The following is a 23,416-nucleotide window of genomic DNA, read 5'->3' as shown; positions in this document are numbered from 1 at the left end:
TAAGTGTTCATAAGAATCAATGCAAAACATGCTATGATATAACTTGAAAACTATGAATAATAACAAAATAACAAGTCACCAAGGAGAACCACATGTTAACGATTTTACAAGAAGAACAATTTGAAAGCCTTTATCAATTATTTGAGGATTCTTTCCCTAGTGATGAATATAGGCCTTACCAAATGCAACGTTCTTTACTTTCTCATCCTCATTATAAAATATACGTGTATGAAAAAGATCATGAGCTTGCTGCTTTTTTTGCCACATGGGAAGGACCTGATTTTATCTTCCTCGAGCATTTTGCTGTTAAATCAAGCTTTCGCAATGGCGGCTTAGGGTCGAAACTACTCCAAGCATTTCTCGAGCAACAGGAAAAGCCTATCGTGATTGAAATCGAACCAACAGAGGGAGAAATCGAAAAAAGACGAGCTGGTTTTTATGAACGAAATGGCTTTAGCCTTAGTAAGTGGGGTTATGTTCAACCAGCACTTGCAGAAGGGCAAAGCCCCGTTTCACTTGTATTAATGTCTTACCCGAAGCCATTACAAGAACAAGCATATCAATCCTTTAAAAACTGGGTATTCAAACACGCCTACTCATAATATTGGCTTTTTTGTTCGTAGTGGTTTACATTCATAAGGCTTTTTACACTAAAGGGTGCGTTGATCCAAGAAGGATTACGTACCTTTTTATTGAAATTGTTAAACTCTCAGTGCAGATTAATAGATTACATTTTGGGGAAGTTGGAAGGTAGGGACGAAACGATGGTATTTATGCTTTTACTTGTCATACCGTTATTAGGAGTTTTGTGGTTTATTAATTTTACTACTTTTTTAAAGAATTTAAAGCATGGAAAAAGTACTCATAGACAAGATGTATTAGGACCAGTCATAACATTTATTTTTATCTTTGCTCTCATGTACTGCTTTCTTGGAACCCTCTAAAACAAATTCAAGGTATCGTATTGATACAAAAGAGATAAAAGAAATGGGTGGAACTGGGAGATGGAAGAATTTATCGTAGTCGGTGTGCTCATTACTATATTTGTTGTACTTTATAAAAAGGGACTTATTCGTTTTAAAGTGAATACTTACGGAAAATATGTGATGAAGCGGTCCGAAGACCATGTAGATGTATCTTATAAGAAGTTTGATGGGATCGAATATTATTATTTTGCTTTGAGCAAAGGCAGCGATTCACTTTAACATATTCGGTCGTTGTAGAAAGAGGATCTTTAACAATCGAGTTGAGAAGTATGAAGGGAGAATGTTTTTCGAAAAGCTTTAGTTCCGGTGAAACAGGTGAATTCAGCTTTGAAGCAGAAAGCAATAAGAATTCGGTTAAGCTGATAGGTGTAGATACGAAGGGTAGTTGTAGAATTACCATAAAATAAGGATCGCTCAATAAGCGGGGGAAACCTTTGCCGAGTAAAGTGAAAAGGCACTTCTAGTAATCACACTAGTAGTGCCTTCTTGCAAACAAAGCTTCGATTGGCCCTATATGACCAGTCTAAGACTCTTTATTGTATATCTTGAATGACTTTCTCTAAGAATTCACCCATTCGCTTCACAGCAGGTTCTGAAAAATCAAAATTGACACCAGTTTCTTTGTAAATAGCTGCGATAGATTGATTGTAATCCGCACTTGCCCCTTTTTTAAAGGATTCGACAGCTTGCTTAGGGTCTTTCTGATAATTCTCAAGTAATTCGAGAGCACCAAGCATCGAGATGGAGTATTCAATGTTATAGAAAGGAACTTCAAAGTAATGAAGGGTGCCAATCCAACTCATCCCAATTTCTTCCTCTAGCCCAGTAGTATCAACAGGGTTTAACCCATAACGTTTTGCGATTTCAAAGTATTTTTCGTCACGCTCTTTGGCAGTATGGTTAGGATTTGTATACATCCAATGCTGGAAGAGGTCTCCTGATAATGGTCCATATAACATTGTAAATGCTCGTCTTAACTCTTCACGCTGTGCGCTATGAAAATCCTCTTCCTCTGGATAAAACTGATCTAGCTTATCCAACAAGAGTAATTCCATTCCATGAGAATACAGTTCAGCTACTTCCATACGGTGCTGGTAGTCTTCTGTAGGTCCATGTTCAGAAAATTGGAGGTATCCATTCACGGCATGTCCCATTTCATGAATTAATGCAATCAGTGAGAAAAAGGATGGACTAAAGTTCGCAAATACAAAGGTATCTCCTGAAACAGGCAAGGAGGTACAGAAACCACCTGGGCTTTTCCCTTTTCGATCTCCAAGATCTAATAATCCATTTTCTCTCATGTAATCGAAACGTTCTGAAAAATAGGGATCTGTCTTTCCTAACATTTCAGAAACACCATCCATAAGTGTAGACACCTCAGCGTATGGTGGCTTTTTCATCAATTTAGCAGTGTTGTCCCAAGGGCGGTATGTATCAACACCAAGCTTAGACTTAAACACATCGGCGAGTCGATTCCAAGCAGGGATAATATGTTTTTCTACATTTTCATGAAAGTCATAACAATCTTGGACACTGTACTCACGGTTTTTGGCGACAAACATATAATCACGATAATTTTCAAACCCTGCATTTAACGCGATTTGATGGCGTAATTGAATGAGTTCGTCCATGATAGCATCCATATCCGGCTTAATTTGACGAAAGGCAGAACCTATCTTGTAATAAGCTTTTTCTCGCACGCTCCTGTCAAGATTATCAAGTTGAGATTGGATAAACGGAAAAGGCTTTTCTTCTCCCTCCCATTCAACAGTTAATCCTCCCATAATTTCACTATACTTCGTACAGAGCTCTTGTTCTCTAACCATTAATGGGATGTTTTCTTCTCTGAATAGTTTCACTTTGGACTCGCGAACTTGACGCATTAAGCCGTAGCGTACTTCATCTAATTGATTAAAATAAGAAGACTCACAACATTTCTCATTTAGTTTTGCTTCGTATTTCATCAAAAGTGGTTGAATGACTTGTTGGTCGTGAAGATAGGTCGACTTAATTTCTGGATCCTCTGTATTCCGGTAAAAGTCGACTTGGTGACCTGTCATCGCCTCCGCGATCTTAATCATTAAATTCTTTTCCTCTTGTAACCACTTTTCAAGGTCAGAAACGGAATTGATTGAAACATCTAGTAAACTTTGAAATTGAGCTTCTATCAATTCTACATCTTTTAAATCAATTAATTCTTTATAATAATTTTGACCTACATCTTTTTTCATGTGTAATTCACCTTCCCTTTTTATTATCTCTATCATTATATTATCGAATCTTAGTACTTAAATCTAGTTTTTTCCAAAAGGGTGGAGCGGGTATTTCTCAAGCTTTCCTTTTTGTGTTCATTAAAGCATCTCCAGTGGATATGGGAAGGTGTATCCACATTTAGTTTTTCTTTGAATTTTACACTTTCAATGGAGTTAACTACTGTAGCAGGAATGAGAAAAAAAGTTATACATAAATATAAGTATTGGCGGAAATTAGAGTTTATTATTTTGGGAGAGTGATATCGTGTTAACAGCATGGATTGGAAGTATTGCTTTTCTGGCAGTGGCTATTTTGTATGTATTATTAGCTTTAGGGTTGCCTTATGGAGATCTTGCAATGGGGGGAAAATATAAAATTATGCCGAAGCAAATGCGAGTCGCTTGTCTGATTTCCGTTCTTATTCAGTTGGTTGCAATCATGTTTATATTACAAGTTGGAAATGTAATTTCGTTAAGCTTAATTGCACCTATTGCAAAAGGAGTCTGTTATTTTTTTGCATTCTATTTATTCCTAAATACGGTCATGAATGCTTTTTCAAAGAGTAAAAAGGAGAGGCTTATCATGACACCATTATCTTTTATTACGGCGCTATGTTTTTTGATAACGGCGTGGAATGGATAATAAATAATCAGATTATTATAAATTATAAGCGAACGAAAAGACATTGGATAACCAATGCCTTTTTTACTATGTTGGTTTCTATCTTACTAGTTGCTTTTTTACTTCCTCTCCATGTTTTTCAACCTGCTTCTTACTGTATGAGTGTCATACTGCTTTTCATTCCTTTTCAATTTTCCGTTTACCATCCTCAAGCTTTGGAATTTCTTGTCCAATACTCTTTTCTTTGTTCCGCATAATCATTACCAATAGAATAAGTATTAGAAACTTTTAAGAAATAGGTCAATGAAGTTGTGCGATGATCTATGAAAGATCATCGCTTTTTTTCTGTTAAAATTAGGGAACGGACTGGATAGCTTTGTGAAGGTTAAAATGGGATACTTAAATTTCATCGTGTAATAAATAAATCGATTTAAGGATAAAAGCCAATAATATGAAATTTGTTAAATAAATGTTTTTAAAATTGAACCCTATATGATTTGATAATCGTCTAATAGCATTGAAGTAGGTTGAAAAGGAGGGTAGTAGATTGGACAGAGAAGAAAAAGATTTTATATTAGAAAAAATGATGATTGAATATGGTAATGAGTTAGTACGATTGGCATTTTCTTATGTGAAAGATCCAGAGATTGCTAAAGATATGGTGCAAAATACATTTATAAAATGCTACAAAAACCTGGATTCGTTTCGATACGACGCACAAATAAAAACCTGGCTTTATCGCATAACAATTAATGAATGTAAAGACTATTTAAAAAGTTGGAATTACAAAATGGTACAAGTTAGAAGTTTTATTAACGAAACCACGAGATCAATCTTACCATCACCAGAAAAAACAATTATTGATAAATATAATAACGAAGAAATGAAAGAGAATATCTTTTCTCTTCCGAAAGTGTATCGGGAAGTGATTTATCTATATTACTATGAGTCTTTAAAAACCGATGAAATTTCAAGTGTTTTAGATATTTCTATTAATACAGTGAAGACTCGATTAAGAAGAGGGAAACAACGATTAGAGTCAGTGATAAAGGAGGCAGAATTTTATGGAAGATAAACGAGTAAAAGATAGATTTATGACTATGTCTGATCAAGAATTAAGATTTACGAAAAAAGACCGTAATGAAGTGTTTGAAAAAATTAATAAAATAGAGAATCACACAAAAAAATTAAATCTTGTTTCTATTACAAGACAACTCGCCATTCCTACAGCTTCTTTATTAGTGATCGGCTTGTGTATATTATTGTTTATTCCAACGATCTTTCAAGGAAACGTTACGAATGATAACAACGGAATACATGCAAGTGGAGTAGAATCTCAAGAAAACGAGTCTTTTACCACGCTATTTATGGTAAAAGATGAGAATAACAGAATACCAATTAACCTATTACTTAGTTTTAATGAAGATAAAAAGATGATGAAGGTTCTATCTATCCCTCGTGATACTTATTCTCCGATAGTGGATAAGAAAAATGGAACTACTTTATATGATAAATTGACACATGCTTATATTTACGGTTCGGGTGGAGCTGAAAATGCAAGAACAACAGTTTCTAAGCTATTTGATTTACCAATTGATTATTACGCTGTTATGGACCTAGAGACCTTTTCAACAATGATTGACTCTGTGAATGGTATCGATTACGACTTGCAGGAAGATATTGAAGTAAGAGCTTTGTCGAGAGTATCATTTGAATTCAAAAAGGGGAAGAATCGTTTGAATGGAGAAGAGGTCGTGGCATTAATGATGGCTGCTACAGTAGGAAGATTGGGTGAAGAAAACCAAGTAAACCTTATTCATGCAGTTATTAATCAAATAAAAAACGCTGTACCACAAACACTATTAAAACAATCTACTACTAAAATAGAAGGGAATGCTCCCGTTGAACAAATAGTAGAGATGGAAATTGATTCGATACAATCGGTATCATTAACCGAAGGTATGATAGATGAAATGATAAATGGGGCATACTATATTAAATTTGAAAAAGATTTTTTACATTCTGTTTCAGAAGAGTTAACCACATTTAATTAGTTAAAATTCTTAGTAGAGAAGGTTTTTATAATAAGAACTGGACAAAAGGAAATCCTTGGTGATTTTAAAAAACTTACATGGAGTATGTGTAAATAATAGATTGGAGCTCTTAGAATGGGAAAAAACAAAATTTTTACAATGGTAACTTTAGTAGTTGTTTTATTAGTCGGAATGTCTGCTTGTAGCAAATCATCAGATGATGCTGCGTCAATCAATAAAGGTTCGGAATCTAATAATCTATCAAAAAGTACAATAGATTTGTCTACTGACAGTACAGAGAAGTCTAATAATAATCGCATAAATAATTCGGAAAGTAGCGACTCTGGCGATAAAATAGAAGAAGAGAAACAATCACAGAAACCCAATAATCCTGATAATAATACATCAACCCAAAATCAGGCTAAACTAGATAGTAAATCACAAAATACAGATGCTTCTCCATCAAATGATGTATCCGGCGAAAGCACACCAAAAACCGAAAGCAGTGAAGGAAAGCCTATTATAGTCATTTCAAGTGGGGAAAAAGCGATCCAATATCTAAAACAACAACTTTCTGAGGGAAAAGATGATGATGTTTCATTCGGTGTTGATGAGACACTTGCGACGGATGATCACGGTTCATACTATACGGTACAACTCGTTTCCGTATCTACGCGTGTATCTGGCAAAACTGGTACCTTAGGTTATTATAAGGTTTATCAAGATGGTGTTTATAAGACCTTTTAACATTGTACGAACGGGGTACTTAGATAAAGGAGATCCAGAATGTATACAAAGAAAACTCGTCAAATTTGAAGTGAACCAAAAAAGTGTTCTGTAGGATATACCTTTAATTATATAAAATTCATTTAAAAACAAATAATTAGTAATTCGATCTGAAGTTGAAAATCCCTTTATTCGTTTATCCGACTCGTCCCATGCTTTAGATAGTTACCCTTGGTATTAATGGGTACGGGATTAACAAGGTCATTTATGAATAACAACCGGAGTACCAACCTGAACTCTAGATGACAAATCTAGAACATCATGATTAAACATTCTAATACATCCATGTGAGACATTTTTACCGATTGAAGCAGGATTATTTGTTCCGTGTATACCGTAATGAGGTTTTGACAATCCCATCCATAGCACTCCAAATGGTCCTCCGGGATTATGTTGTTTATTAATAATCGTGTATGTCCCAGCAGGTGTTGGTGACAATATCTTTCCAATTGCAACCGGGTAAGACTTTATGAGCCTGTTTCCATCAAAAAGTTTTAATTGATGCTTTAGTGTAGATACGTTAATCCATTTCGCCATAAAGATCAACTCCATTTTTGAATATTGTATGAAGTAACCCAGGCATTTGTTAATTAATAGAAAATAATTGAACAAATCACTTATGTTGACCCGTTAACTTTTTGATCACAGAGTGGAATGGATAATTAGTAAGTCTCAAGATAGGGATTTTAGTTTTGAATAAAATTGATAAATGTATTTTACAATATATGGATAAAATAGTAATCAGAAAAATGTGGAGCTGATTACATGCATTTAATTTTTAATGGAATATTCCTTGGTGCGTCACTAAGATGGGGTGATTGGCGAAACTGGAGGGAGTACCATTCTACAATTTTGTTTTTATGGTTTGGCGATTTACTTTACAACGTTCTTTGTCATGACTATAGAATGTGGGAGTATAAAGAGAGTATATTTGCTGAAAATCTCCTTTCAAACCATACGATTATTTCTTTATTAATCATGTTTGTTGCCTACCCAGCAACAGTTTTGATATACCTAAGTAAATTCCCAAAGGGGATTTATAAAAGTATTAGTTGGATTCTATTCTGGGTAACTTTATATTCATTAATAGAATATATAAATTTACAATATTTAAATTTAGTCACTCACCAAAATGGTTGGACAATAGGATGGTCAGTACTTTTTAATTTTATCCTTTTTCCAATGCTTTGGTTGCATTACAAAAAACCAATCATAGCCTTACTCACTTCTATTCCTATAATATTATTTTTTGTTATTTATTTTAATGTTCCGATACTCTAACTTACAGGTTATCTTTCGTTTTCTAGTTGAGCTAAAGGGTGCGGTGTTCAAGAAGAATTATTGCTTATTTTTGTTGAGTTATTTCTTTGTTTTAACGTAGAAACTCCATCAGACAGTTAACTTTATGTTCATGAAATGAATATTATCATGGACATTTTTTGTGTCAAAGTTTCATGAGATAAATGGTATTTAATAGTGAAGCTTACCTTTTAATATTTATTGCAAAACACCGAATTTATAAATTTCTACTTGACCTAGAGTTAACTATAAGGATTAACATGTTGTTTAAAGAGAACAGTAAAGTTAATTTAAAGAGATAAATGAAAATAAATTTTGGCTATTGATTCATTTGCGGAGTGAAAAAATTGAAAAAAGTAAAAGTTACAGAAAGGAAAGTTTTCTATAGGGTACAGCCTCTTGCCTTATGGTAAGAGTGCCTACATGAATGATTAGATTTATAATGCATTACCTAATATGACATTACTCACTAAAGATAAAATTGTCTGTCTTCCATCCCAGATTCGGAGATAGCCGAATTAATTATACTTGATAAATCTTATTGACTAGGAGGATTTTAATGGATATTCATGACTTTTTAGCGCACTTGAACCAAGGTGAAGCAGTTGAGGGAGGTTCGGAGATGCATCAGGTGATGCACAAAGTCTCGCAAGAAGCATTGAAGTTAACCGCTGAGTTGAACGGACATTATCATACTCCCCAAGAAGTTCAGGAACTGTTTTCCCGGTTGATTGGCAAACCGGTAGATAAAACATTTGCCATGTTCCCTCCTTTTTATACGGATTGTGGAAAAAACATTAATGTGGGCAAGAATGTCTTTATCAACTCAGGTTGCCGCTTTCAGGATCAAGGTGGAATTACAATTGGCGATGGTGTTCTCATTGGACACAATGTAGTTTTGGCTACTCTTAATCACGACATTGATCCTAAAAAGCGTGGCACAATGCATCCTGCACCCATTACGATTGGTAATGATGTCTGGATTGGTGCAAATGCCACAGTCGTTCCCGGTGTAACCATTGGTGATGGAGCTATTATTGCGGCTGGTGCAGTTGTGGTAAAAGATGTCCCTCCTAATGTTATCGTAGGAGGGGTGCCTGCGAAAAGGTTAAAGGAAATTGAAGCCAGTCAGGAATAATTCTATGTAATTCTTGAAATTTTGGATATAGTTTAGTATTAATAGTAAGGAATAGTACCATAAGTAATGAGTTTTTTTAAATAACTAGTAACAGCACCTTTCCTACTCGTTAGGGTAGGTGCTGTTGCTTATTTATTTGATTAGATGAAGAGGGTAGTTAGTTGGCTCTCTGTTTTCTCTAGATGAGAAGTAAGTGATATCATCATAATATAAGGAGGGCAATGAGAATGGATACGATCATTTTTGATGTCGATGATACACTATATGATCAAGCACAATCTTTTCATAAAACGGTGAGGAAGCTTTTTCAAGAGCCATTTTCTGACGAAGAGATCGACCAATTATATAAAGCGAGTCGTAAGTATAGCGAGATTTTATTTGATCAAAGTGAAGCAGGTGAAATATCTCAATTTGAATGGCAAACCGGACGAATCATAGCTGCCTGTAAAGATTTTAACATCCCTATAGATACGGAAAAAGCGACTATTTTTCATGAAACGTATGTGCACGAACAAAAAAACATTACCTTGTTTCCGGAAGTCGAAGAACTACTAAATGTACTTTACAAGGAAGGGAAACAGCTTGGGATTCTTACAAATGGTGAAGAAAAACATCAAGCGATGAAAATCAAACAACTCAACCTTAGTCGGTGGATTCCGGCGGAGATGACATTTATTTCTGGTACGATTGGTCATGCAAAACCGAAAAGAGAAGTATTTGATTTTATTGAACAGAAACTGGATCTTGACCAAACCAAAACCGTGTATATCGGAGATAATTTCGAAAAAGATATTATCGGAGCAAAACAAGCAGGCTGGCAAGCGATCTGGATGAATCATCGTAAGAAAGATTTACCGACTAATGCTACCTATAAACCAGATAAAGAAGTACATAGTGCCAAGGAGTTATTAGAGTTATTTGTGAAATAGGCTTAGATCGTTATGGTAGGAATCAGCGATTGTCATCCTGGTTCCTATTTAAGTTTCAATGAAAAATTCTTATTAGCACTGAGCGGGTTTTTAAACAAAACGGAAGTATTAGTTTTACAAGAACTGTCATTTATAAAAGGATCTTTACTGCGCAGTACAATGATACTGCGCTATAGAAAAATGTATTTAAAGTAACCAATGCTTTACTTCAATAGGGGTAAAGCATTTTATTTGTACTAATAAGCTAGTTTGAAGAGATATAATCATAGTAAATGGAGAAAGCATAATGATGAGAAGGAGGAGTTGTATGCATTTTAACATGAAAGAAGCTATAGAGGTGCTTGAACGTACTCCACAAACGCTGGAGTATTTTTTATCGGGTTTATCGGAAGGATGGTTACATTGTAATGAAGGTAAAGGTACTTGGAATGCCGTTGAAGTGATAGAGCACCTCATTGAGTGTGAGAAAAATAATTGGATACCAAGATTAGAATTTATCCTTCAGGAAGGTTGCAATCAACCATTTCCTTCATTTGATCGATATTCACACTTAAAAGATAAACCTCAACTGTCAATTGACCAAAAGTTACAAGAATTTAAAGCAATAAGAATCCAAAACATAACAAAACTTAAGTCTCATATTAAACCTGATCTTCATCTTGAGTTGAAGGGATCACACCCTGCTTTGGGTAAAGTTAAGATAAGAGAGCTACTTTCAACTTGGGTTGTTCACGATCTTACACACATTGCCCAAATTGTAAGGGTAATGGCTGAGAGATAAAGGGCAGACGTAGGTCCGTGGAAAGAATATTTAGGTATTTTAAAAGAGCAGGGGAATAAAAATTAGGTGTTTTTCAACAAAGAGAGATTGTAAATTTAATAGATACAAAAATAAAGTTCTTCTTATCTTCAAGTCACTTTTCGTATAGTTTGTGGTTTATAGATATAGAGAGGAAAATTGAAACTTTTCCCAGAACTTCTCGTCTTAAAATAAAAAGGGGAAAATGCCTTGAAGAAAATGCTGTATGTAATAGCCTTTATAGGAGTAATTTCAATGTTTATAGCAGGTTGTTTAAACCAAGAACAAAACATTGATGTTCAGAAACGTACTGGTGATGAAAATAATTATGAAGACTTCAAAATAATTACGAATAATGAACAAGTTCAAAAGGTCAGGAAGATAATCGATAATATTGATTGGGAAACAGCAAAGGTGCAAATGATACGTCCTGCTGATTACAGATTTGCATTTCAATTTAAAAATGAAGCAAAAGCCGTGTTGTATGAACTTTGGATAAGTCCAAATAAAGACAAGGTAGAACTCATAATAGTCGCTGGAAATAAGTATGTTCAATTAGACAAGAATACGTCTGCAGAACTATTTGAAGCTCTTACTGGCGAAAAATTATCTGACCAAAAATAGGTAATGTAAGAAGGAATCATGGTTGGAGGGAGAAGAAAAGTTGAATATTAGACTTGCTGAACTAAAGGATATTAATCAATTAATCAATATGAGATGGGATTTTACAGTTGAATATGATGAAAGGAAAAAACATTCATCATTCGAGGATTTTGAACAGGAATGCCATTCTTTTTTAGAGAAAGCAATTAATAGTGATCAGTGGTTTATATGGGTTACAGAGATTAATGAAAGAATTGTATCACATATATACATAGAATTGATTCAAAAAGTACCCCGTCCTGGTAGAAAAACATACCCATTTGCCTATATGACAAATGTATACACAGTTCCAGAATATCGAAATAAAGGCATTGGAAGTGACATGCTTCGTATGATCAATCAGTGGATTAAAGAAAATAAGTTTGAATTTGTGATTGTTTGGCCAAGTGAAGACTCTATTCATTATTATAAGAAAAACGGTTATGTTTCAAGTGCGGAGCCTATGGAATATTTCCCTTCAAAAGACTAGTGCATTATACTATGTATGCAGGATTAATGCGTTTTTAGTGTATTAAAAGAGCAGCTTAGCATTCCTGTAGATCGTTAAATATCAGGTTTGAAAAAAATAGAGCCCCTCAGTAAGATTATGGAGCATTAACTACACCTGTAGCAAAGTTACTAAAAATTGAAGAAACCATAGAGAAAGTAAATGTTATTAGTTCTAACTATGAGGAAAAGTTGAACAAAATTAGGGTGTTTTAGACGTTCAATTATTTCATTAAAGGGTGTTTTCCTTTAAGAAAGGAGCATTCTTTTTTGTAGAAGTAATTGTACGAACAGGGCAGTTTTGTTAAATAAGAATATGGCTGTATAATCCACCAGAGTGTTAAATTGATTTAATTCTAACATAGACCAAGAGTTGCGTTAGAAAGCTCCATTTTATCTTATGGATTCAGCATATGTCATTTAAAATCTAGACATCAAGACAAATACCCAAGAACATTTACCCAAAAATGCATATGCTGTATTGTAAAATGAAATGAGGAGGATGAATGTTTTTATGTATAATAATAGAAATTACCCAGGTATTGGTTTAGGTGGACCAGGTTCAGGTTTTGGTTTTTCACCAGGAATAGGGTTTGGAGGTCCAGGGTTTGGATTCGGCTATCCGCACCACTATCCGCACCATTATCCGCACCACTATCCACATCACTATCCGCACCATTATCCGCACCACCATCATCACTACCCTTACCAGTATCACCACCATTATTAATAAGTATAAGTATAATTCATCACAATCTTACTGCAAACCAAAAGGATAGGTTGGAATCAATTAAAAGCATTGGTGGTAAAAGTTAATTCAGCGAGGATTTTATTGGGGAATTAATAGTTTACACACATATTTATAGATTATATTCCTAGTTGAGCCTTACCACTAAGGTAGTTAGCCTCAACTAGGAATACCTAATTTAATTAGTACCCATGATGAACGAAGGATACCCCAACAAATAATTAACAGAATGAATAAAACAAAGATTAGGGCGAAATTCATACCATATCCACCTCCACTAATTGCTTACACCTCCTCTTATTGGGTGCTTAAGAATGAAGAAGCGTATATGTATGGACTGTGCAACTATTTTTATTTAGGACTGTACATCTAAACCAAATGGAATTATGAACACTTTATAAGTCGTGGAGTTGTACAAATAACGGGTGCGTTGATCCAAGAAGGATTACGCACCTTTTTTGTTGAGTAATTGAACTAAACCAGCTAATAGATTGTCAATATTTTTCAATAAAAACTTAAAATACATCATGCTATACTAAAAATAAGCATGCCAAATAACCTTCCTTTAACCTAATTTTGAAAGGTTTTGTGTTATTTAGTTAGATATAGTTTCTAAGCTATATCTTGGAAAGTTATCTTGTTCTTTAAAAGGGCAAATATCCAATGTAAGAGTTTATTCACACAAGCAATTACTGCTACTTTAAACGGTTTTCCTTCATCCCGTTTCTTGTCGTAAAACTCTCGCATTCTTTTGTTTCGAGGTATGATTTCATCGTTTGTTTTCTTTTTACGACAATCACGAATAGCACAACGAACGGCCATATACAGGGCGTGTCTAAGTCTACTAGAGCCTCTTTTAGAGATTCGATTTTTAGTGGCAGAAAACTTACCAGATTCAAAGACACTGGGATCTACGCCGGCGGAAAGCTACAAGCTTTTTGGGGTCATTAAATCAATCTATTTCTCCAATCTCAGAGATAATCGTTGCCGCGATTTTTTCTCCTATACCAGGGATAGATTTGATAATATTATATTCTTCAATCTCTCTTTAGCGAGGGCATCTATTTCTGACTCTAACTTTGATAGGTGCTCTTTGTATTGAAGAATCATATTAATATACATATTAAGGCTTAAAATATGACTTTGATAGACAGTCTTTTCAAAAGGATTACGTGTGGCTGCAGCTTTAAGCTTTATAGCTTTTTCTTTTGCCCACCTGATTGATCGACTCTTACATACTCCAAATATCTTGTCTGTAATTACTTCTTCACTTGCTTTCAAAATATCCTCGGAAGAGGGGAACTCTGTATGAGTTAATAGTGACACCACCGAATACAAATCTCCAAAGACACCTTTATATTCAGGAAATACTTGTTCGAGGACAGCCTGAAATTGGAGTTTTGTTTGAATCATAACTCCAGTTATATTCTCATGTGTCTTGTAAGATTACGAAGGTTTAATAACTGGACTCCACGCTTTTTATAAGGCTCTAATTCCTCTTTATAAAACAACTCACATAGAAGATATGCATCAATTACATCTGTCTTACTTTTCTTAAACTCGATGTTCGAGCCTTGTATGAAATCAAAGGATTAATGATAATTAATAAATAACCTCGTTCTTCCAAGTATTGAACAACTGGAGTTTGATAATGCCCAGTAGCTTCTAGAACTATTGATGGCTTCTTGCCGGAATCTCTTTTCACATCCTCAAGAAATGAAACAAGTGAACTAAGCCCCTCCAAAGTATGAGAAACTTTAAAACTCATACGGTAGGGTTTGCCTTTATCTAAAAATGCTTGAACCTGACTTTCCCCTTTTGAAATATCCAGACCAACGACTGGATTCATTCTAAATCTCCTCCTCCTAAACTAGTAATTGCCAGTAACCCCTAATTCCTCCATGCAGTGTCACAGCTTCGCTTGTTATACGAGATCTATGTCCCAACCAGCCTCAATCATGTTTCTACAAGTAGGGGGCGAACTGTTTAGTTGACGGGATCGAAGTCCCACGAGCAGTTACGTTCTACCCTGGCTACTGATATAATAAAACCATATAAAAAATGGTCAACCAGAAATATTTAGCATTCTGGCTAACCTTATAATACGAACGGAGCAGGATAGTGGAACAAGAAATCGTTATGTTCGTTTTGGAAATTAGTCTAATTACAGAAAAAAGAACGCTAACCGAAATGACTAACGTTCTATACATGATGAAAGGGCACACGCAGTGTTTTAATATAGAGTTGGAGTTGGAGGAGAACAATGGAAGTTAACAATATCTCTTAAAGCAACCGAATATTGATTCCATCTTCCTCCGAAAAACCTATAGCCATAAACTCTTTGATTCCCGATTGTCGTCAAAAAAAACCAGAAATTGTCTCCGTTTCTAAGCCATAGATACGTGAACCGATAAATACAATTTTGAAGACCCCAGGGACTCTGTGCATAGAGTGGCATTTGTCGTATATTTTCCATATTTCGAAGTTCACTCCTTATTGAAATTAGACTAATAACCAGTTTATGCTTAGGATCAAAACTGGATTGGATGAATGCCCAGTAGCCCACCTAAATTTTATATGAATGGATTGGGTAACTATTTTTAATGAGAACAGTTTCTCTAAACCAAAGGAAATTATGAACGTTTTATTAGCCATGGAGTTGTTCAACTACCATGAAAATAAACTTCTCTAACCTCGAAAATAGACAATACCAAAGAGAACCCATCTCGCTTGTTCTAAAAGCTTTTTGTACTTCAAAACCGAACTACTTAAATAAATTTGTGATGTTTCTTTTTCCCTAAATCCTTAAAGGTGGAAAGTCAATCCGTGAATAAGATTCAACTTTTCTTATCAACTTAAGTAATATACAAATTAGAAGAAGGTGTATTATGTCGAAGAATAATTATCGGTCAATCACCATCATTTCTTTAAGCATGGCCTTAATACTAATTTCATCGTGTAGTCAGGTACATAGAAAAGAAGAACACAAAAATGATAAAACTCCTCGTGAAGTTTTAGGTTTCTATACAGAACAGGAAGGAACATATCCAGGGTCTCAACCTACAGTTGACTCGCAATTCGCCAGTTTAAGCAGCATTGCACCTTTTTGGTATAAGCTTGATGATAAACGTCCAGGCAACCTTATAGATTCTGTTACATCAGATCATAAAAGAAAGGTTATTCAGAGTGCCCATGATAAGAACCTGAAGGTATATATGGTTGTACATAATCTCTTCTATGAAACCGTGGAGAAGGGCAAGCAGGTAGCGAGTAATGTACTTAATAACGATAAAAACCGGAATGTTTTTATTCAGAACCTACGCAATGAAATGACTCAGTTTAAATATGACGGTATTAATATCGACATGGAAAATTTGAATTTGACTGACCGAGATTCCTTTAGTCTGCTGATTAAAAAATTGTCTGATGCTCTGCATCGTGATGGAAAAGAAGTTACGGTTTCAGTCCCGGCAAACACAGGTGATTCCCGTGCTAATCCCTGGTCACCTTGGTTTGATTATGAAAAACTTGGTCTATATTCTGATGGGTTAATGATTATGACATACGATGAACACAACCCAAGAACAACACCCGGTTCAACAGCATCAGTCGATTGGACAGAAGCAACAATTCGTTATGCTTTAAAACAGGGAGTACCACCATCAAAAATTCTACTTGGAATCGCAGGGTATGGATGGGACTGGGATACAACAGCAGACAAAGCCGTGTATAGCTCCTATGTACAGATTATGGATCTGAAAAAGAAATATAAAGCTAAAGTTATATGGGACTCCCGTTCACAAACACCTCATTTCAGTTACGTAGATAAAGAACAACACAGCCACCAGGTATGGTTTGAGAATAGCCAAAGTCTGCGGTATAAGCTAAACCTTGTAGAAAAATATAACCTACGGGGAATCGGGATTTGGCGACTAGGCTTAGAAGACCCAATGTACTGGACAACCATACCTGAGAAAATAAAAGTAAAAAAGTAATAGAATGGTCATCCCAATCCTGAATATGGGTTCTGAAACAAGGAATATTTCAGATCGAATTTAGAGGTTTGAATTCGACCTAACGAGGACAAGAATCAAAGATCAAGCTGCCAATAATCATTGGGGGTTTTCTTATTCTGGTGCCGGACCCTCAGCACGTAATGCTTTATTGTGGTGAGGGTCCGGCCCTTTTAATAATGTAATACAAATTGGACTTCTTAAAGGGGCATTGGTCTGCCCCACTTAACTTCTTTCGGGGGGATTATAGGTGACATATGTGCCGGCTACGAAGTCATGGATGGCTCTTTTATCTTCTCGGACGGCCACCATTACTACACTTACAATGAATCCGATTCCTAAAGTCAAAGCGTATATTAACCCTGCTACTACAATCCGAAGTAGCATATTCCCAATGTGTAACTTTTCACCATCAACCCTCGCAATTCGAATTCCACATATTTTCTTTCCAACTGTGTACCCGTACCATAAGACTGGTAGGCTAAGAGCATATAAGAATTCTAGAAGGCCAGATTGCCAAGAATCATCATATACTGGAAAGTTAAAAATGAGTGAAAACAGAAAAACAACAAAAGAAACGACAACACCATCTATAAGTGAAGCACCAAGACGAATCCAAAATCCAGCTGGATCAAAAGTACCATGCATGTAAACACCCCCAATAGAATATATTCATCTAAATGACTCCTGATTACCTTATTTTACCACCACTAGAATATCGGTCATCAACCAGATGAATTAAATTTATATGTAAAAGAACTGAACTTTTTAAGAGATTTATGTTGAAGTTGTTAAGATAACTGGCAGTTTAGATTAAGAAGGATTTTGTATTAACTATCTAGAAGATATGATTATCTTGAAGTTGGGGAGAGTGTCATCAAAAGTGATAAAAGCTGTCTTATTTGATTTAGATGGAACTTTATTAAATAGAGATGAGTCAGTAAAAATGTTCATTGAGAGGCAATATAACAGGTTATATAAACTAGTAGGTCATATTCCCAAAGAGAAGTATATGTCACGATTTATAGAATTAGATAACCGAGGGTATGTTTGGAAAGATAAAGTATATCAGCAATTAGTTGCTGAATTTAACATTGCTGATATAACTTGGGAAAAATTACTCCAAGATTATATTAGTGAATTTAAGAATCACTGTGTTCCTTTTCCCAACCTTATTGCTATGTTGGAAGAACTGAAAAGTAACCATCTCGTTTTAGGAATGATTACAAACGGATATGGACAGTTTCAAATGGATAATATTAAGGCATTGGGTATAGATAAATTTTTTAATACGATTTTAGTGTCTGAATGGGAAGGAATTAAAAAGCCAGATCCTCAAATATTTATCAGAGCATTAGAGAAACTTAAGGTTTTACCTAGTGAAAGCATATTTATCGGAGACCATCCTGTGAATGATGTAAAAGCTTCTCAAAATGTAGGAATGAAAGGAATTTGGAAACGAGATTTTCAATGGGACCATGTTGGAGCAGATTTCATAGTTAATGATTTGTCGGAGTTACCTTTAATCATCGAAAAATTAAGCAAACAAAATGTTGAGTCTGTTAAACTAATGAGTTGAAGTAAAGACCTGCCATTTATGGCCGCTTTTTTTATTGCAATAACGAAGCAGTTTAGTTAAAGTGTGAAGGCATTATGAGCATCAAAATTAAGGGATTTGATATTGAAATTTATACAAACTCTTATAGATTAAATCATATTTTAAGTAATTTATTTGATGCGAGGTTACAAGAAGGTTTTTTGCCTTTTATCGTTGAAGTTATAAAGGGTTACATAGAAAAATAAAGAAACAATTACAAAAGATAACAATTCATAAAATTAATTAATAAATAGGAGAATCATACATCACGGTCTTATTAAATAAAATATTGGGTGCGTTGATCGAAGGAGGATTACGCACCTTTTTTGTTGAAGTAATTGAACTAACGGCACAGTAGAGTTGAAGAAGGATGTTAAAACAATAAGGGGGGAATTTATGAAAAAGTCTTTGATTACTTTAATCGTGTTAGTTTTATTAGGTGTGGGGATTTACTTCATTATCGGATTAATTAATATTAATCCACCAGAACCAACCATAACTGTTGAAGGTAAAAAAGTAGAAGTGGCACAAGGTTCATATTGTTGGAAGGGACTTATTAACTCTAGGTGTGTTGATATGATTTCTCCACCAGGTATTATTGAACATCAAGAACTTAAACCTGTTGTTATATTACCTGAATCTGAATTAAAAATAGAATTTGAAAAAGAACCTAATGCAAATACATTGGGAGTTAATAGATGGCTTAACAATAACGAAGTGGAAGACGTTTCGTTAAACAATAATGTTTTGATGGCACCAAAAGAAAAAGGTGTATATATTTACGATGTAAATGCAAGTTGGGAAAATGGAAGTTCGAGTTATGCTTTTGTAATTGAAGTTCAATAAGCAGTCGTTCTTGTTTTAACGAGCAGTTTAGTTTAACAAAGACTAATTTAATCTTACAGAATTACCCAGTTTGGTTTATTATTAACTTAATAAACAAATTTAAGTAGGTGTAAAAATGGATTTACTGGTTGGATTCTTAGTATTTGCGGGAATTTTTGCGGTTTATGATGCTTAAAGGAAAGTTAATAATAATATCTTAGACCAAACAGAAGAGATAAAAAAACTACGTGAAGAATTAGCAAAAGGTACTAAAAATTAGAATATCCTCTTAACTATCGGGTGCGATGATCCAAGAAGGATTACGTACCTTTTTGTTGAAGTTATTTAACTAACGAAGCAGGATAGTAGAAGAATAAAAAACAGCTTTATAATTAAGTAGACAGAAAATGCAAAACAAAAAAGCAAAGTCAGAATATCTCTTCCTTTGCAAGAATCTAAATAAACTTTTATTTTGAAATCCTTTCTCCATATTTACTATTTGATAAAATCTCCTCCGCAGATAATAGTGTCCAGTCTCTGACCGGGGTGGTGGGATTCTTTTCTAAAAAGGAATTCACTATTTGGTATCCAATCTTGTAGTTGGTCCAATGGGGGATTCCTTTGTTTGGATTTCCAAAATAATCGTTTATTATTAATGAGTCGATTGACCATAAATCATCTTCTAAATTTTTCCACACCTCTTTTTCTGTTTGGGCTGAAAGTGGTTCAATCCACGGTATATTAATATCGGGGTAAAGACTTTTGGCAAATGTGTCCGCTTTACCTTCATGTATTATTGAATCTAATAAAGTGTTCTTCCAGTTTACATTTTCGCCCTCCATATAAATAGTATGATGATATTCATGTGCAACACTATACTCCAACAAATCCAAATTAAATGAAGATGGATCAATCTGTATTATGATTACATCCTTAACTGATAGCCCAGCAGTGCCACCCATTAGATTGATATCATACATGTCATCCGGATTAGGAGGAAATAAATAAACAGTCTTATTCTCGCCTGGAAGGGTATTAGATGATTTAATCAAGGCTTGTTCTATTGTTTTATTTATTTCATCTTGATTATTAATTAGAGAATATACAAATTCCTCCAAAGTTTTAATGTCTTTAGGAGTTGCAAAAGCCCAATGGTCCTTTAGCCAATACCCCTCTCCTTTACCTAAAGTATCTAATTGAAATGGTTCGACAACTTTTTGATAGTAATGTTCTTCCATCTTCTCGTGTTGTTCAGTTTCTGAAACGCTTTCTATGTAATCTAATATTTGACTATAAAAGGGTATAATTCTAAACTCCTGATTGCCATTCTTCACAATGAAGGGGTTCTTAATATTTAGATCTTTAGGTGATTCAACTTCAATTGTTTTATTAGTACAACCGATAAGTAATACAACAATAACGGAAAATATGAAAAAAGGAATTAGTCTATTAATTTTAATCACCACCAAATTCAAAACTATTTTTAGTATACTCTAAATTTTCCTTTTCTTCCAATTATTTTCAAGTAGATTATTATTTTATCGCCTACTTACATGCCTGTTACTTTTAACTCATTAGACCACCTTTACTGAAGAAAAGTGTAGACGGGTGGATAAAATTAGCCCATCACTGCATAATTTTTTTCAATTATAACCTTTCCTGTTTATATTTAACTCACTGGAAAAGCAAATAATGAAAAAACGTGTTAAAGTTTGTGAAATAGTGTACTTAAACTATTGGGTGCTTATGTTTAACAAGAAAAATGAAAAACAAGAGATCTAGTTACTGCGTAGTACAACGATACTATGAAATTTTTAAAAGTGTTACCGCTTTAGCAAAGGAAATTTGTGAACTATTGTACTTATACAAACGGGAGCGAGAGTTGAACAACAAACAATATTGATATTGTGGTAAATGAGGTCTTTTGTTGTATAAAAAGGATAGATGTATACAGGTGATCATCCTGTTCATTTATCCTTTTTCTTTTACACCTATAAAATGTGTGACATTCTAATCAAATATTTAGTTCTAAGGTATCCTAAAGATTTAATAAAAGCAGATGATTTAGCAACCTATTTTGTAGGCAATTGAACGATCATTTGCCAACAAAATTCTATAAAGTATAATATGAGGATAGACAAATACAGCAAAAGGAAGACTCTTTGATTATTTTTAAACAAAAGTCACCAGTCCCTTTTATAGTTGAAAAAGATTAAGTTAAATAGTAAGTCGAACTTCTTAACAGGAGGGGAAAGATGAAAATTTATGTGGATGCAGATGCTTGTCCGGTGAAAGATATTATTATTGCAGAAGCAAGGTATTTTGAGATTCCGGTTATCCTAGTTACAAGCTTTTCTCATTTTTCTAATGCAGAACAGCCATCAGGAGTGAAAACCATTTATGTTGATTCTGGAGCAGATGCTGCAGATTATCGGATTGTGAAGTTAGTGGAAAAAGGAGATATTATCGTGACGCAAGATTATGGTCTTGCGTCACTAGGTTTAGCAAAAGGAACTATCGTCCTCCACCATAAAGGATTTAGATATACAAATGAAAATATTGACCAATTATTACAAACACGTTATTTAAGTGCAATGGCAAGAAAAAGTGGACAGCGAACAAAGGGACCAAAGCCTTTTACAGCAGAAGACCGGGAGCAATTTAGGGATCTTTTTACACAGGTTATTTCTCGTAAAAAATTAAGATAAACTCAGAGATTCAAAAAGGAGTTAAATATTTTGAAGTATTTAAAATCGCAAATGCAACAACTAATTAAGGAAAATAAAGAACTGCATACACGCTTTAAAGAACTGAAGGCTGAGCATGGTCTTGAAAAAAACAATGCCCTCAAGGCCTTGTACCATTCAGAAGTTGCGGATGGAGGAAAGTATCAGGTAGCTTACCAAGCACTTGATCAGCCCAAAAAGTAGACTCTTATATCTTATTTATAATTACTAAAAATTCTTTTATAAATGCTGGATGGTTATAAGTGGATTAAGTTAGTGACCAAAATATGAAGTAGGTTGCTACGTAGTACAACGATAAAGTGCAATATATGTAGTAGAAAAGTGGTAACCAATTAAATGCTTCCCACTTTTTGTTTTCTAGTTTAAAAGTAATACGTTATTATGTCTAAGAAGAAACTTAGTTTTTGGAACACCGATTATGAGTACCTAATCATATTACAATAAAGAGGGAAAGAGGATTATAAGAAGTATTTTAGAATAATACTCTATAATGTGAAGAAATTCACTTAAACTATCGGGTGCGATGATCCAAGAAGGATTATCGCTTATTTTTGTTGAAGATATTGTACTAACGAAGCAGTTTAGTGTAACAAGCAAGTAGCTAGAAGTAAATGAAATAATACTATAATATAATGTTTTAAAAATAGATAAAGGGGAGCTTTTTATATGATTAAAGGTATTTATGAAGCACACTTACCAGTGAGTAATATATCTAAATCGATTGAATTTTATATTAACTTAGGCTTAGAGTTAGCCCACAAAGGTGAGGCAGTAACTTTTTTTTGGATTGAAAAAGGTAAAAGTTGGCTTGGACTATGGGAAACAGATAAGGTTGAAACACCTTATCATCCTTCTTTGAGACACATTGCATTTTACGTAGAATTAAATGACTTAATGGAAGCTAAAGAATGGTTAGATAAAAGAGGTGTAAGTGTTAGAAAAGCCTTTGGTTTTGAACCAGAACAACAACCAATTGTCCTTCCAAACAACCCCCAATCTCACGTAGCTTTATATTTTAATGACCCTGATGGAAACTCATTAGAATTTATTACCCCTTTAAAATTAGATGAAGAAATTGACTTTAAAATGATGGAATTTAGGGATTGGAGTAATAGAAAATAGATTTTATAATAGCCTTTTTATTTTGCTAAAGGCTGCGATTCTTCAATAACGAAGGATCGCTTTTTTTTCTAGTAACGAAGCAGTTTAGTTAAACAAAGACCAATTTGATATTACAGAATTAACCAATTTAGTTTATTATTAATTTAATAAACTAAATGAAGTAGGTGTAAAAATGGATTTACTGGTTGGATTCTTAGTATTTGCTGGAATTTTTGCGGTTTATGATGCTTTAAGAAAAGTGAATAATAATATCTTAGACCAAACAGAAGAGATAAAAAAACTACGTGAAGAGTTTATTAAAAGATACTAAAAATTAGAATTTCCTTCAACTATTGAGGCAAGTTAGCATTCCTGTAGATCGTTAAATTACA

At 34.2% G+C, this 23,416-nt stretch carries 25 protein-coding genes and 1 pseudogene; 20 read left to right on the top strand and 6 right to left on the bottom strand.

The window, feature by feature from the left end; genetic code table 11:
* The first annotated feature begins 92 nt into the window (after nucleotides 1-92).
* Both CKK03_RS19490 and CKK03_RS19480 read left to right on the top strand, forming a co-directional pair.
* A complete protein-coding gene (locus tag CKK03_RS19490; protein WP_099364185.1) occupies nucleotides 93-602 on the top strand; it encodes a GNAT family N-acetyltransferase in 510 nt (169 codons plus the stop codon).
* A gap of 402 nt (nucleotides 603-1,004) precedes the next feature.
* Nucleotides 1,005-1,205, top strand: coding sequence for a hypothetical protein (locus CKK03_RS19480; RefSeq protein WP_099364183.1), 201 nt, complete (start codon nucleotides 1,005-1,007; stop codon nucleotides 1,203-1,205).
* A 314-nt stretch (nucleotides 1,206-1,519) separates the two neighbouring features.
* Here the strand turns inward: CKK03_RS19480 and CKK03_RS19475 are convergent, their stop codons facing one another.
* The gene (locus tag CKK03_RS19475; RefSeq protein ID WP_099364182.1) at nucleotides 1,520-3,217 is read right to left on the bottom strand and encodes a M3 family oligoendopeptidase; all 1,698 of its coding nucleotides are present in this window, start codon (nucleotides 3,215-3,217) and stop codon (nucleotides 1,520-1,522) included.
* A 286-nt stretch (nucleotides 3,218-3,503) separates the two neighbouring features.
* Here CKK03_RS19475 and CKK03_RS19470 point away from each other — a divergent pair, with 286 nt between their 5' ends.
* The 4 genes from CKK03_RS19470 (at nucleotide 3,504) to CKK03_RS19455 (ending at nucleotide 6,640) form a co-directional block, all read left to right on the top strand.
* Nucleotides 3,504-3,881, top strand: a complete 378-nt coding sequence (locus tag CKK03_RS19470) for a hypothetical protein (protein ID WP_099364181.1) — start codon at nucleotides 3,504-3,506, stop codon at nucleotides 3,879-3,881.
* Between the two features lie 526 nt (nucleotides 3,882-4,407).
* Nucleotides 4,408-4,935 (top strand): sigma-70 family RNA polymerase sigma factor, encoded by a 528-nt coding sequence (locus tag CKK03_RS19465; RefSeq protein WP_099364180.1) that lies wholly within the window; start codon nucleotides 4,408-4,410, stop codon nucleotides 4,933-4,935.
* On the top strand, nucleotides 4,925-5,914 hold the full coding sequence (locus tag CKK03_RS19460) for an LCP family protein (protein ID WP_099364179.1): 990 nt from the start codon (nucleotides 4,925-4,927) through the stop codon (nucleotides 5,912-5,914). Before CKK03_RS19465 ends, CKK03_RS19460 begins: the two co-directional genes overlap by 11 nt.
* Nucleotides 5,915-6,028: 114 nt before the next feature.
* On the top strand, nucleotides 6,029-6,640 hold the full coding sequence (locus CKK03_RS19455) for a hypothetical protein (protein WP_099364178.1): 612 nt from the start codon (nucleotides 6,029-6,031) through the stop codon (nucleotides 6,638-6,640).
* 240 nt (nucleotides 6,641-6,880) lie between these two features.
* Here CKK03_RS19455 and CKK03_RS19450 read toward each other — a convergent pair whose 3' ends face one another.
* Entirely contained in the window at nucleotides 6,881-7,216 is a 336-nt protein-coding gene (locus tag CKK03_RS19450; protein ID WP_099364177.1) for a L,D-transpeptidase, read from the bottom strand.
* Nucleotides 7,217-7,444: 228 nt separating this feature from the next.
* Between CKK03_RS19450 and CKK03_RS19445 the strand changes: the two genes are divergently transcribed.
* From CKK03_RS19445 to CKK03_RS23840, 7 genes are all read left to right on the top strand, one after another.
* On the top strand, nucleotides 7,445-7,960 hold the full coding sequence (locus CKK03_RS19445) for a CBO0543 family protein (protein WP_099364176.1): 516 nt from the start codon (nucleotides 7,445-7,447) through the stop codon (nucleotides 7,958-7,960).
* A gap of 577 nt (nucleotides 7,961-8,537) precedes the next feature.
* The gene (locus tag CKK03_RS19440; RefSeq protein WP_099364175.1) at nucleotides 8,538-9,116 is read left to right on the top strand and encodes a sugar O-acetyltransferase; all 579 of its coding nucleotides are present in this window, start codon (nucleotides 8,538-8,540) and stop codon (nucleotides 9,114-9,116) included.
* Nucleotides 9,117-9,343: 227 nt separating this feature from the next.
* Entirely contained in the window at nucleotides 9,344-10,045 is a 702-nt protein-coding gene (locus CKK03_RS19435) for an HAD family hydrolase (RefSeq protein ID WP_099364174.1), read from the top strand.
* Between the two features lie 307 nt (nucleotides 10,046-10,352).
* Nucleotides 10,353-10,826: a DinB family protein gene (locus CKK03_RS19430; protein ID WP_099364173.1), complete on the top strand. Its 474-nt coding sequence runs from the start codon at nucleotides 10,353-10,355 to the stop codon at nucleotides 10,824-10,826.
* 273 nt (nucleotides 10,827-11,099) lie between these two features.
* Nucleotides 11,100-11,468, top strand: a complete 369-nt coding sequence (locus CKK03_RS19425; protein WP_245864212.1) for a YhfM domain-containing protein — start codon at nucleotides 11,100-11,102, stop codon at nucleotides 11,466-11,468.
* A 40-nt stretch (nucleotides 11,469-11,508) separates the two neighbouring features.
* Nucleotides 11,509-11,976 (top strand): GNAT family N-acetyltransferase, encoded by a 468-nt coding sequence (locus tag CKK03_RS19420; protein WP_099364291.1) that lies wholly within the window; start codon nucleotides 11,509-11,511, stop codon nucleotides 11,974-11,976.
* Nucleotides 11,977-12,601: 625 nt separating this feature from the next.
* Entirely contained in the window at nucleotides 12,602-12,772 is a 171-nt protein-coding gene (locus tag CKK03_RS23840) for a hypothetical protein (protein WP_180271318.1), read from the top strand.
* 128 nt (nucleotides 12,773-12,900) lie between these two features.
* Here CKK03_RS23840 and CKK03_RS19410 read toward each other — a convergent pair whose 3' ends face one another.
* Together CKK03_RS19410 and CKK03_RS19405 are read right to left on the bottom strand one after the other, a co-directional pair.
* On the bottom strand, nucleotides 12,901-13,023 hold the full coding sequence (locus CKK03_RS19410) for a YjcZ family sporulation protein (RefSeq protein ID WP_281254540.1): 123 nt from the start codon (nucleotides 13,021-13,023) through the stop codon (nucleotides 12,901-12,903).
* Nucleotides 13,024-13,353: 330 nt separating this feature from the next.
* Nucleotides 13,354-14,590 (bottom strand): annotated as a pseudogene (locus tag CKK03_RS19405) (IS110 family RNA-guided transposase).
* Between the two features lie 1,039 nt (nucleotides 14,591-15,629).
* Here CKK03_RS19405 and CKK03_RS19400 point away from each other — a divergent pair.
* Nucleotides 15,630-16,736 (top strand): glycosyl hydrolase family 18 protein, encoded by a 1,107-nt coding sequence (locus CKK03_RS19400; protein WP_099364170.1) that lies wholly within the window; start codon nucleotides 15,630-15,632, stop codon nucleotides 16,734-16,736.
* 243 nt (nucleotides 16,737-16,979) lie between these two features.
* Here CKK03_RS19400 and CKK03_RS19395 read toward each other — a convergent pair whose 3' ends face one another.
* On the bottom strand, nucleotides 16,980-17,402 hold the full coding sequence (locus tag CKK03_RS19395; protein ID WP_099364169.1) for an RDD family protein: 423 nt from the start codon (nucleotides 17,400-17,402) through the stop codon (nucleotides 16,980-16,982).
* Between the two features lie 235 nt (nucleotides 17,403-17,637).
* Between CKK03_RS19395 and CKK03_RS19390 the strand changes: the two genes are divergently transcribed.
* A complete protein-coding gene (locus tag CKK03_RS19390) occupies nucleotides 17,638-18,333 on the top strand; it encodes an HAD family hydrolase (protein ID WP_099364168.1) in 696 nt (231 codons plus the stop codon).
* Between the two features lie 414 nt (nucleotides 18,334-18,747).
* Nucleotides 18,748-19,197: a hypothetical protein gene (locus CKK03_RS19385; protein WP_099364167.1), complete on the top strand. Its 450-nt coding sequence runs from the start codon at nucleotides 18,748-18,750 to the stop codon at nucleotides 19,195-19,197.
* Between the two features lie 446 nt (nucleotides 19,198-19,643).
* Here the strand turns inward: CKK03_RS19385 and CKK03_RS19380 are convergent, their stop codons facing one another.
* Entirely contained in the window at nucleotides 19,644-20,639 is a 996-nt protein-coding gene (locus tag CKK03_RS19380) for a DUF2268 domain-containing putative Zn-dependent protease (protein WP_142354040.1), read from the bottom strand.
* 792 nt (nucleotides 20,640-21,431) lie between these two features.
* Here CKK03_RS19380 and CKK03_RS19375 point away from each other — a divergent pair.
* From CKK03_RS19375 to CKK03_RS23835, 4 genes are all read left to right on the top strand, one after another.
* The gene (locus CKK03_RS19375; RefSeq protein WP_099364165.1) at nucleotides 21,432-21,884 is read left to right on the top strand and encodes a YaiI/YqxD family protein; all 453 of its coding nucleotides are present in this window, start codon (nucleotides 21,432-21,434) and stop codon (nucleotides 21,882-21,884) included.
* Nucleotides 21,885-21,914: 30 nt separating this feature from the next.
* Nucleotides 21,915-22,106, top strand: coding sequence for a hypothetical protein (locus CKK03_RS19370; protein WP_048008527.1), 192 nt, complete (start codon nucleotides 21,915-21,917; stop codon nucleotides 22,104-22,106).
* 483 nt (nucleotides 22,107-22,589) lie between these two features.
* Nucleotides 22,590-23,045, top strand: a complete 456-nt coding sequence (locus tag CKK03_RS19365; protein ID WP_099364164.1) for a VOC family protein — start codon at nucleotides 22,590-22,592, stop codon at nucleotides 23,043-23,045.
* A 172-nt stretch (nucleotides 23,046-23,217) separates the two neighbouring features.
* Complete coding sequence (locus CKK03_RS23835) at nucleotides 23,218-23,355, top strand: hypothetical protein (protein ID WP_180271317.1); 138 nt, start codon at nucleotides 23,218-23,220, stop codon at nucleotides 23,353-23,355.
* Nucleotides 23,356-23,416: the final 61 nt, after the last annotated feature.

Source organism: Fredinandcohnia onubensis, assembly GCF_002734215.1.
Classification (GTDB): Bacteria; Bacillota; Bacilli; order Bacillales; family Bacillaceae_L; genus Ferdinandcohnia; species Ferdinandcohnia onubensis.
Note: the sequence above shows the minus strand (reverse complement) of the source record. Positions and strands in the feature narration are given on the sequence as shown.

Bases quoted from the DNA above. Each gene is read 5' to 3' on its own strand.
- CKK03_RS19490 (WP_099364185.1), top strand. From the start codon at position 93: ATGTTAACGATTTTACAAGAAGAACAATTTGAAAGCCTTTATCAATTA.
- CKK03_RS19480 (WP_099364183.1), top strand. From the start codon at position 1,005: ATGGAAGAATTTATCGTAGTCGGTGTGCTCATTACTATATTTGTTGTA.
- CKK03_RS19475 (WP_099364182.1), bottom strand. From the start codon at position 3,217: ATGAAAAAAGATGTAGGTCAAAATTATTATAAAGAATTAATTGATTTA.
- CKK03_RS19460 (WP_099364179.1), top strand. From the start codon at position 4,925: ATGGAAGATAAACGAGTAAAAGATAGATTTATGACTATGTCTGATCAA.
- CKK03_RS19455 (WP_099364178.1), top strand. From the start codon at position 6,029: ATGGGAAAAAACAAAATTTTTACAATGGTAACTTTAGTAGTTGTTTTA.
- CKK03_RS19450 (WP_099364177.1), bottom strand. From the start codon at position 7,216: ATGGCGAAATGGATTAACGTATCTACACTAAAGCATCAATTAAAACTT.
- CKK03_RS19445 (WP_099364176.1), top strand. From the start codon at position 7,445: ATGCATTTAATTTTTAATGGAATATTCCTTGGTGCGTCACTAAGATGG.
- CKK03_RS19440 (WP_099364175.1), top strand. From the start codon at position 8,538: ATGGATATTCATGACTTTTTAGCGCACTTGAACCAAGGTGAAGCAGTT.
- CKK03_RS19435 (WP_099364174.1), top strand. From the start codon at position 9,344: ATGGATACGATCATTTTTGATGTCGATGATACACTATATGATCAAGCA.
- CKK03_RS19430 (WP_099364173.1), top strand. From the start codon at position 10,353: ATGCATTTTAACATGAAAGAAGCTATAGAGGTGCTTGAACGTACTCCA.
- CKK03_RS19425 (WP_245864212.1), top strand. From the start codon at position 11,100: ATGTTTATAGCAGGTTGTTTAAACCAAGAACAAAACATTGATGTTCAG.
- CKK03_RS19400 (WP_099364170.1), top strand. From the start codon at position 15,630: ATGTCGAAGAATAATTATCGGTCAATCACCATCATTTCTTTAAGCATG.
- CKK03_RS19395 (WP_099364169.1), bottom strand. From the start codon at position 17,402: ATGCATGGTACTTTTGATCCAGCTGGATTTTGGATTCGTCTTGGTGCT.
- CKK03_RS19385 (WP_099364167.1), top strand. From the start codon at position 18,748: ATGAAAAAGTCTTTGATTACTTTAATCGTGTTAGTTTTATTAGGTGTG.
- CKK03_RS19375 (WP_099364165.1), top strand. From the start codon at position 21,432: ATGAAAATTTATGTGGATGCAGATGCTTGTCCGGTGAAAGATATTATT.
- CKK03_RS19365 (WP_099364164.1), top strand. From the start codon at position 22,590: ATGATTAAAGGTATTTATGAAGCACACTTACCAGTGAGTAATATATCT.
- CKK03_RS23835 (WP_180271317.1), top strand. From the start codon at position 23,218: ATGGATTTACTGGTTGGATTCTTAGTATTTGCTGGAATTTTTGCGGTT.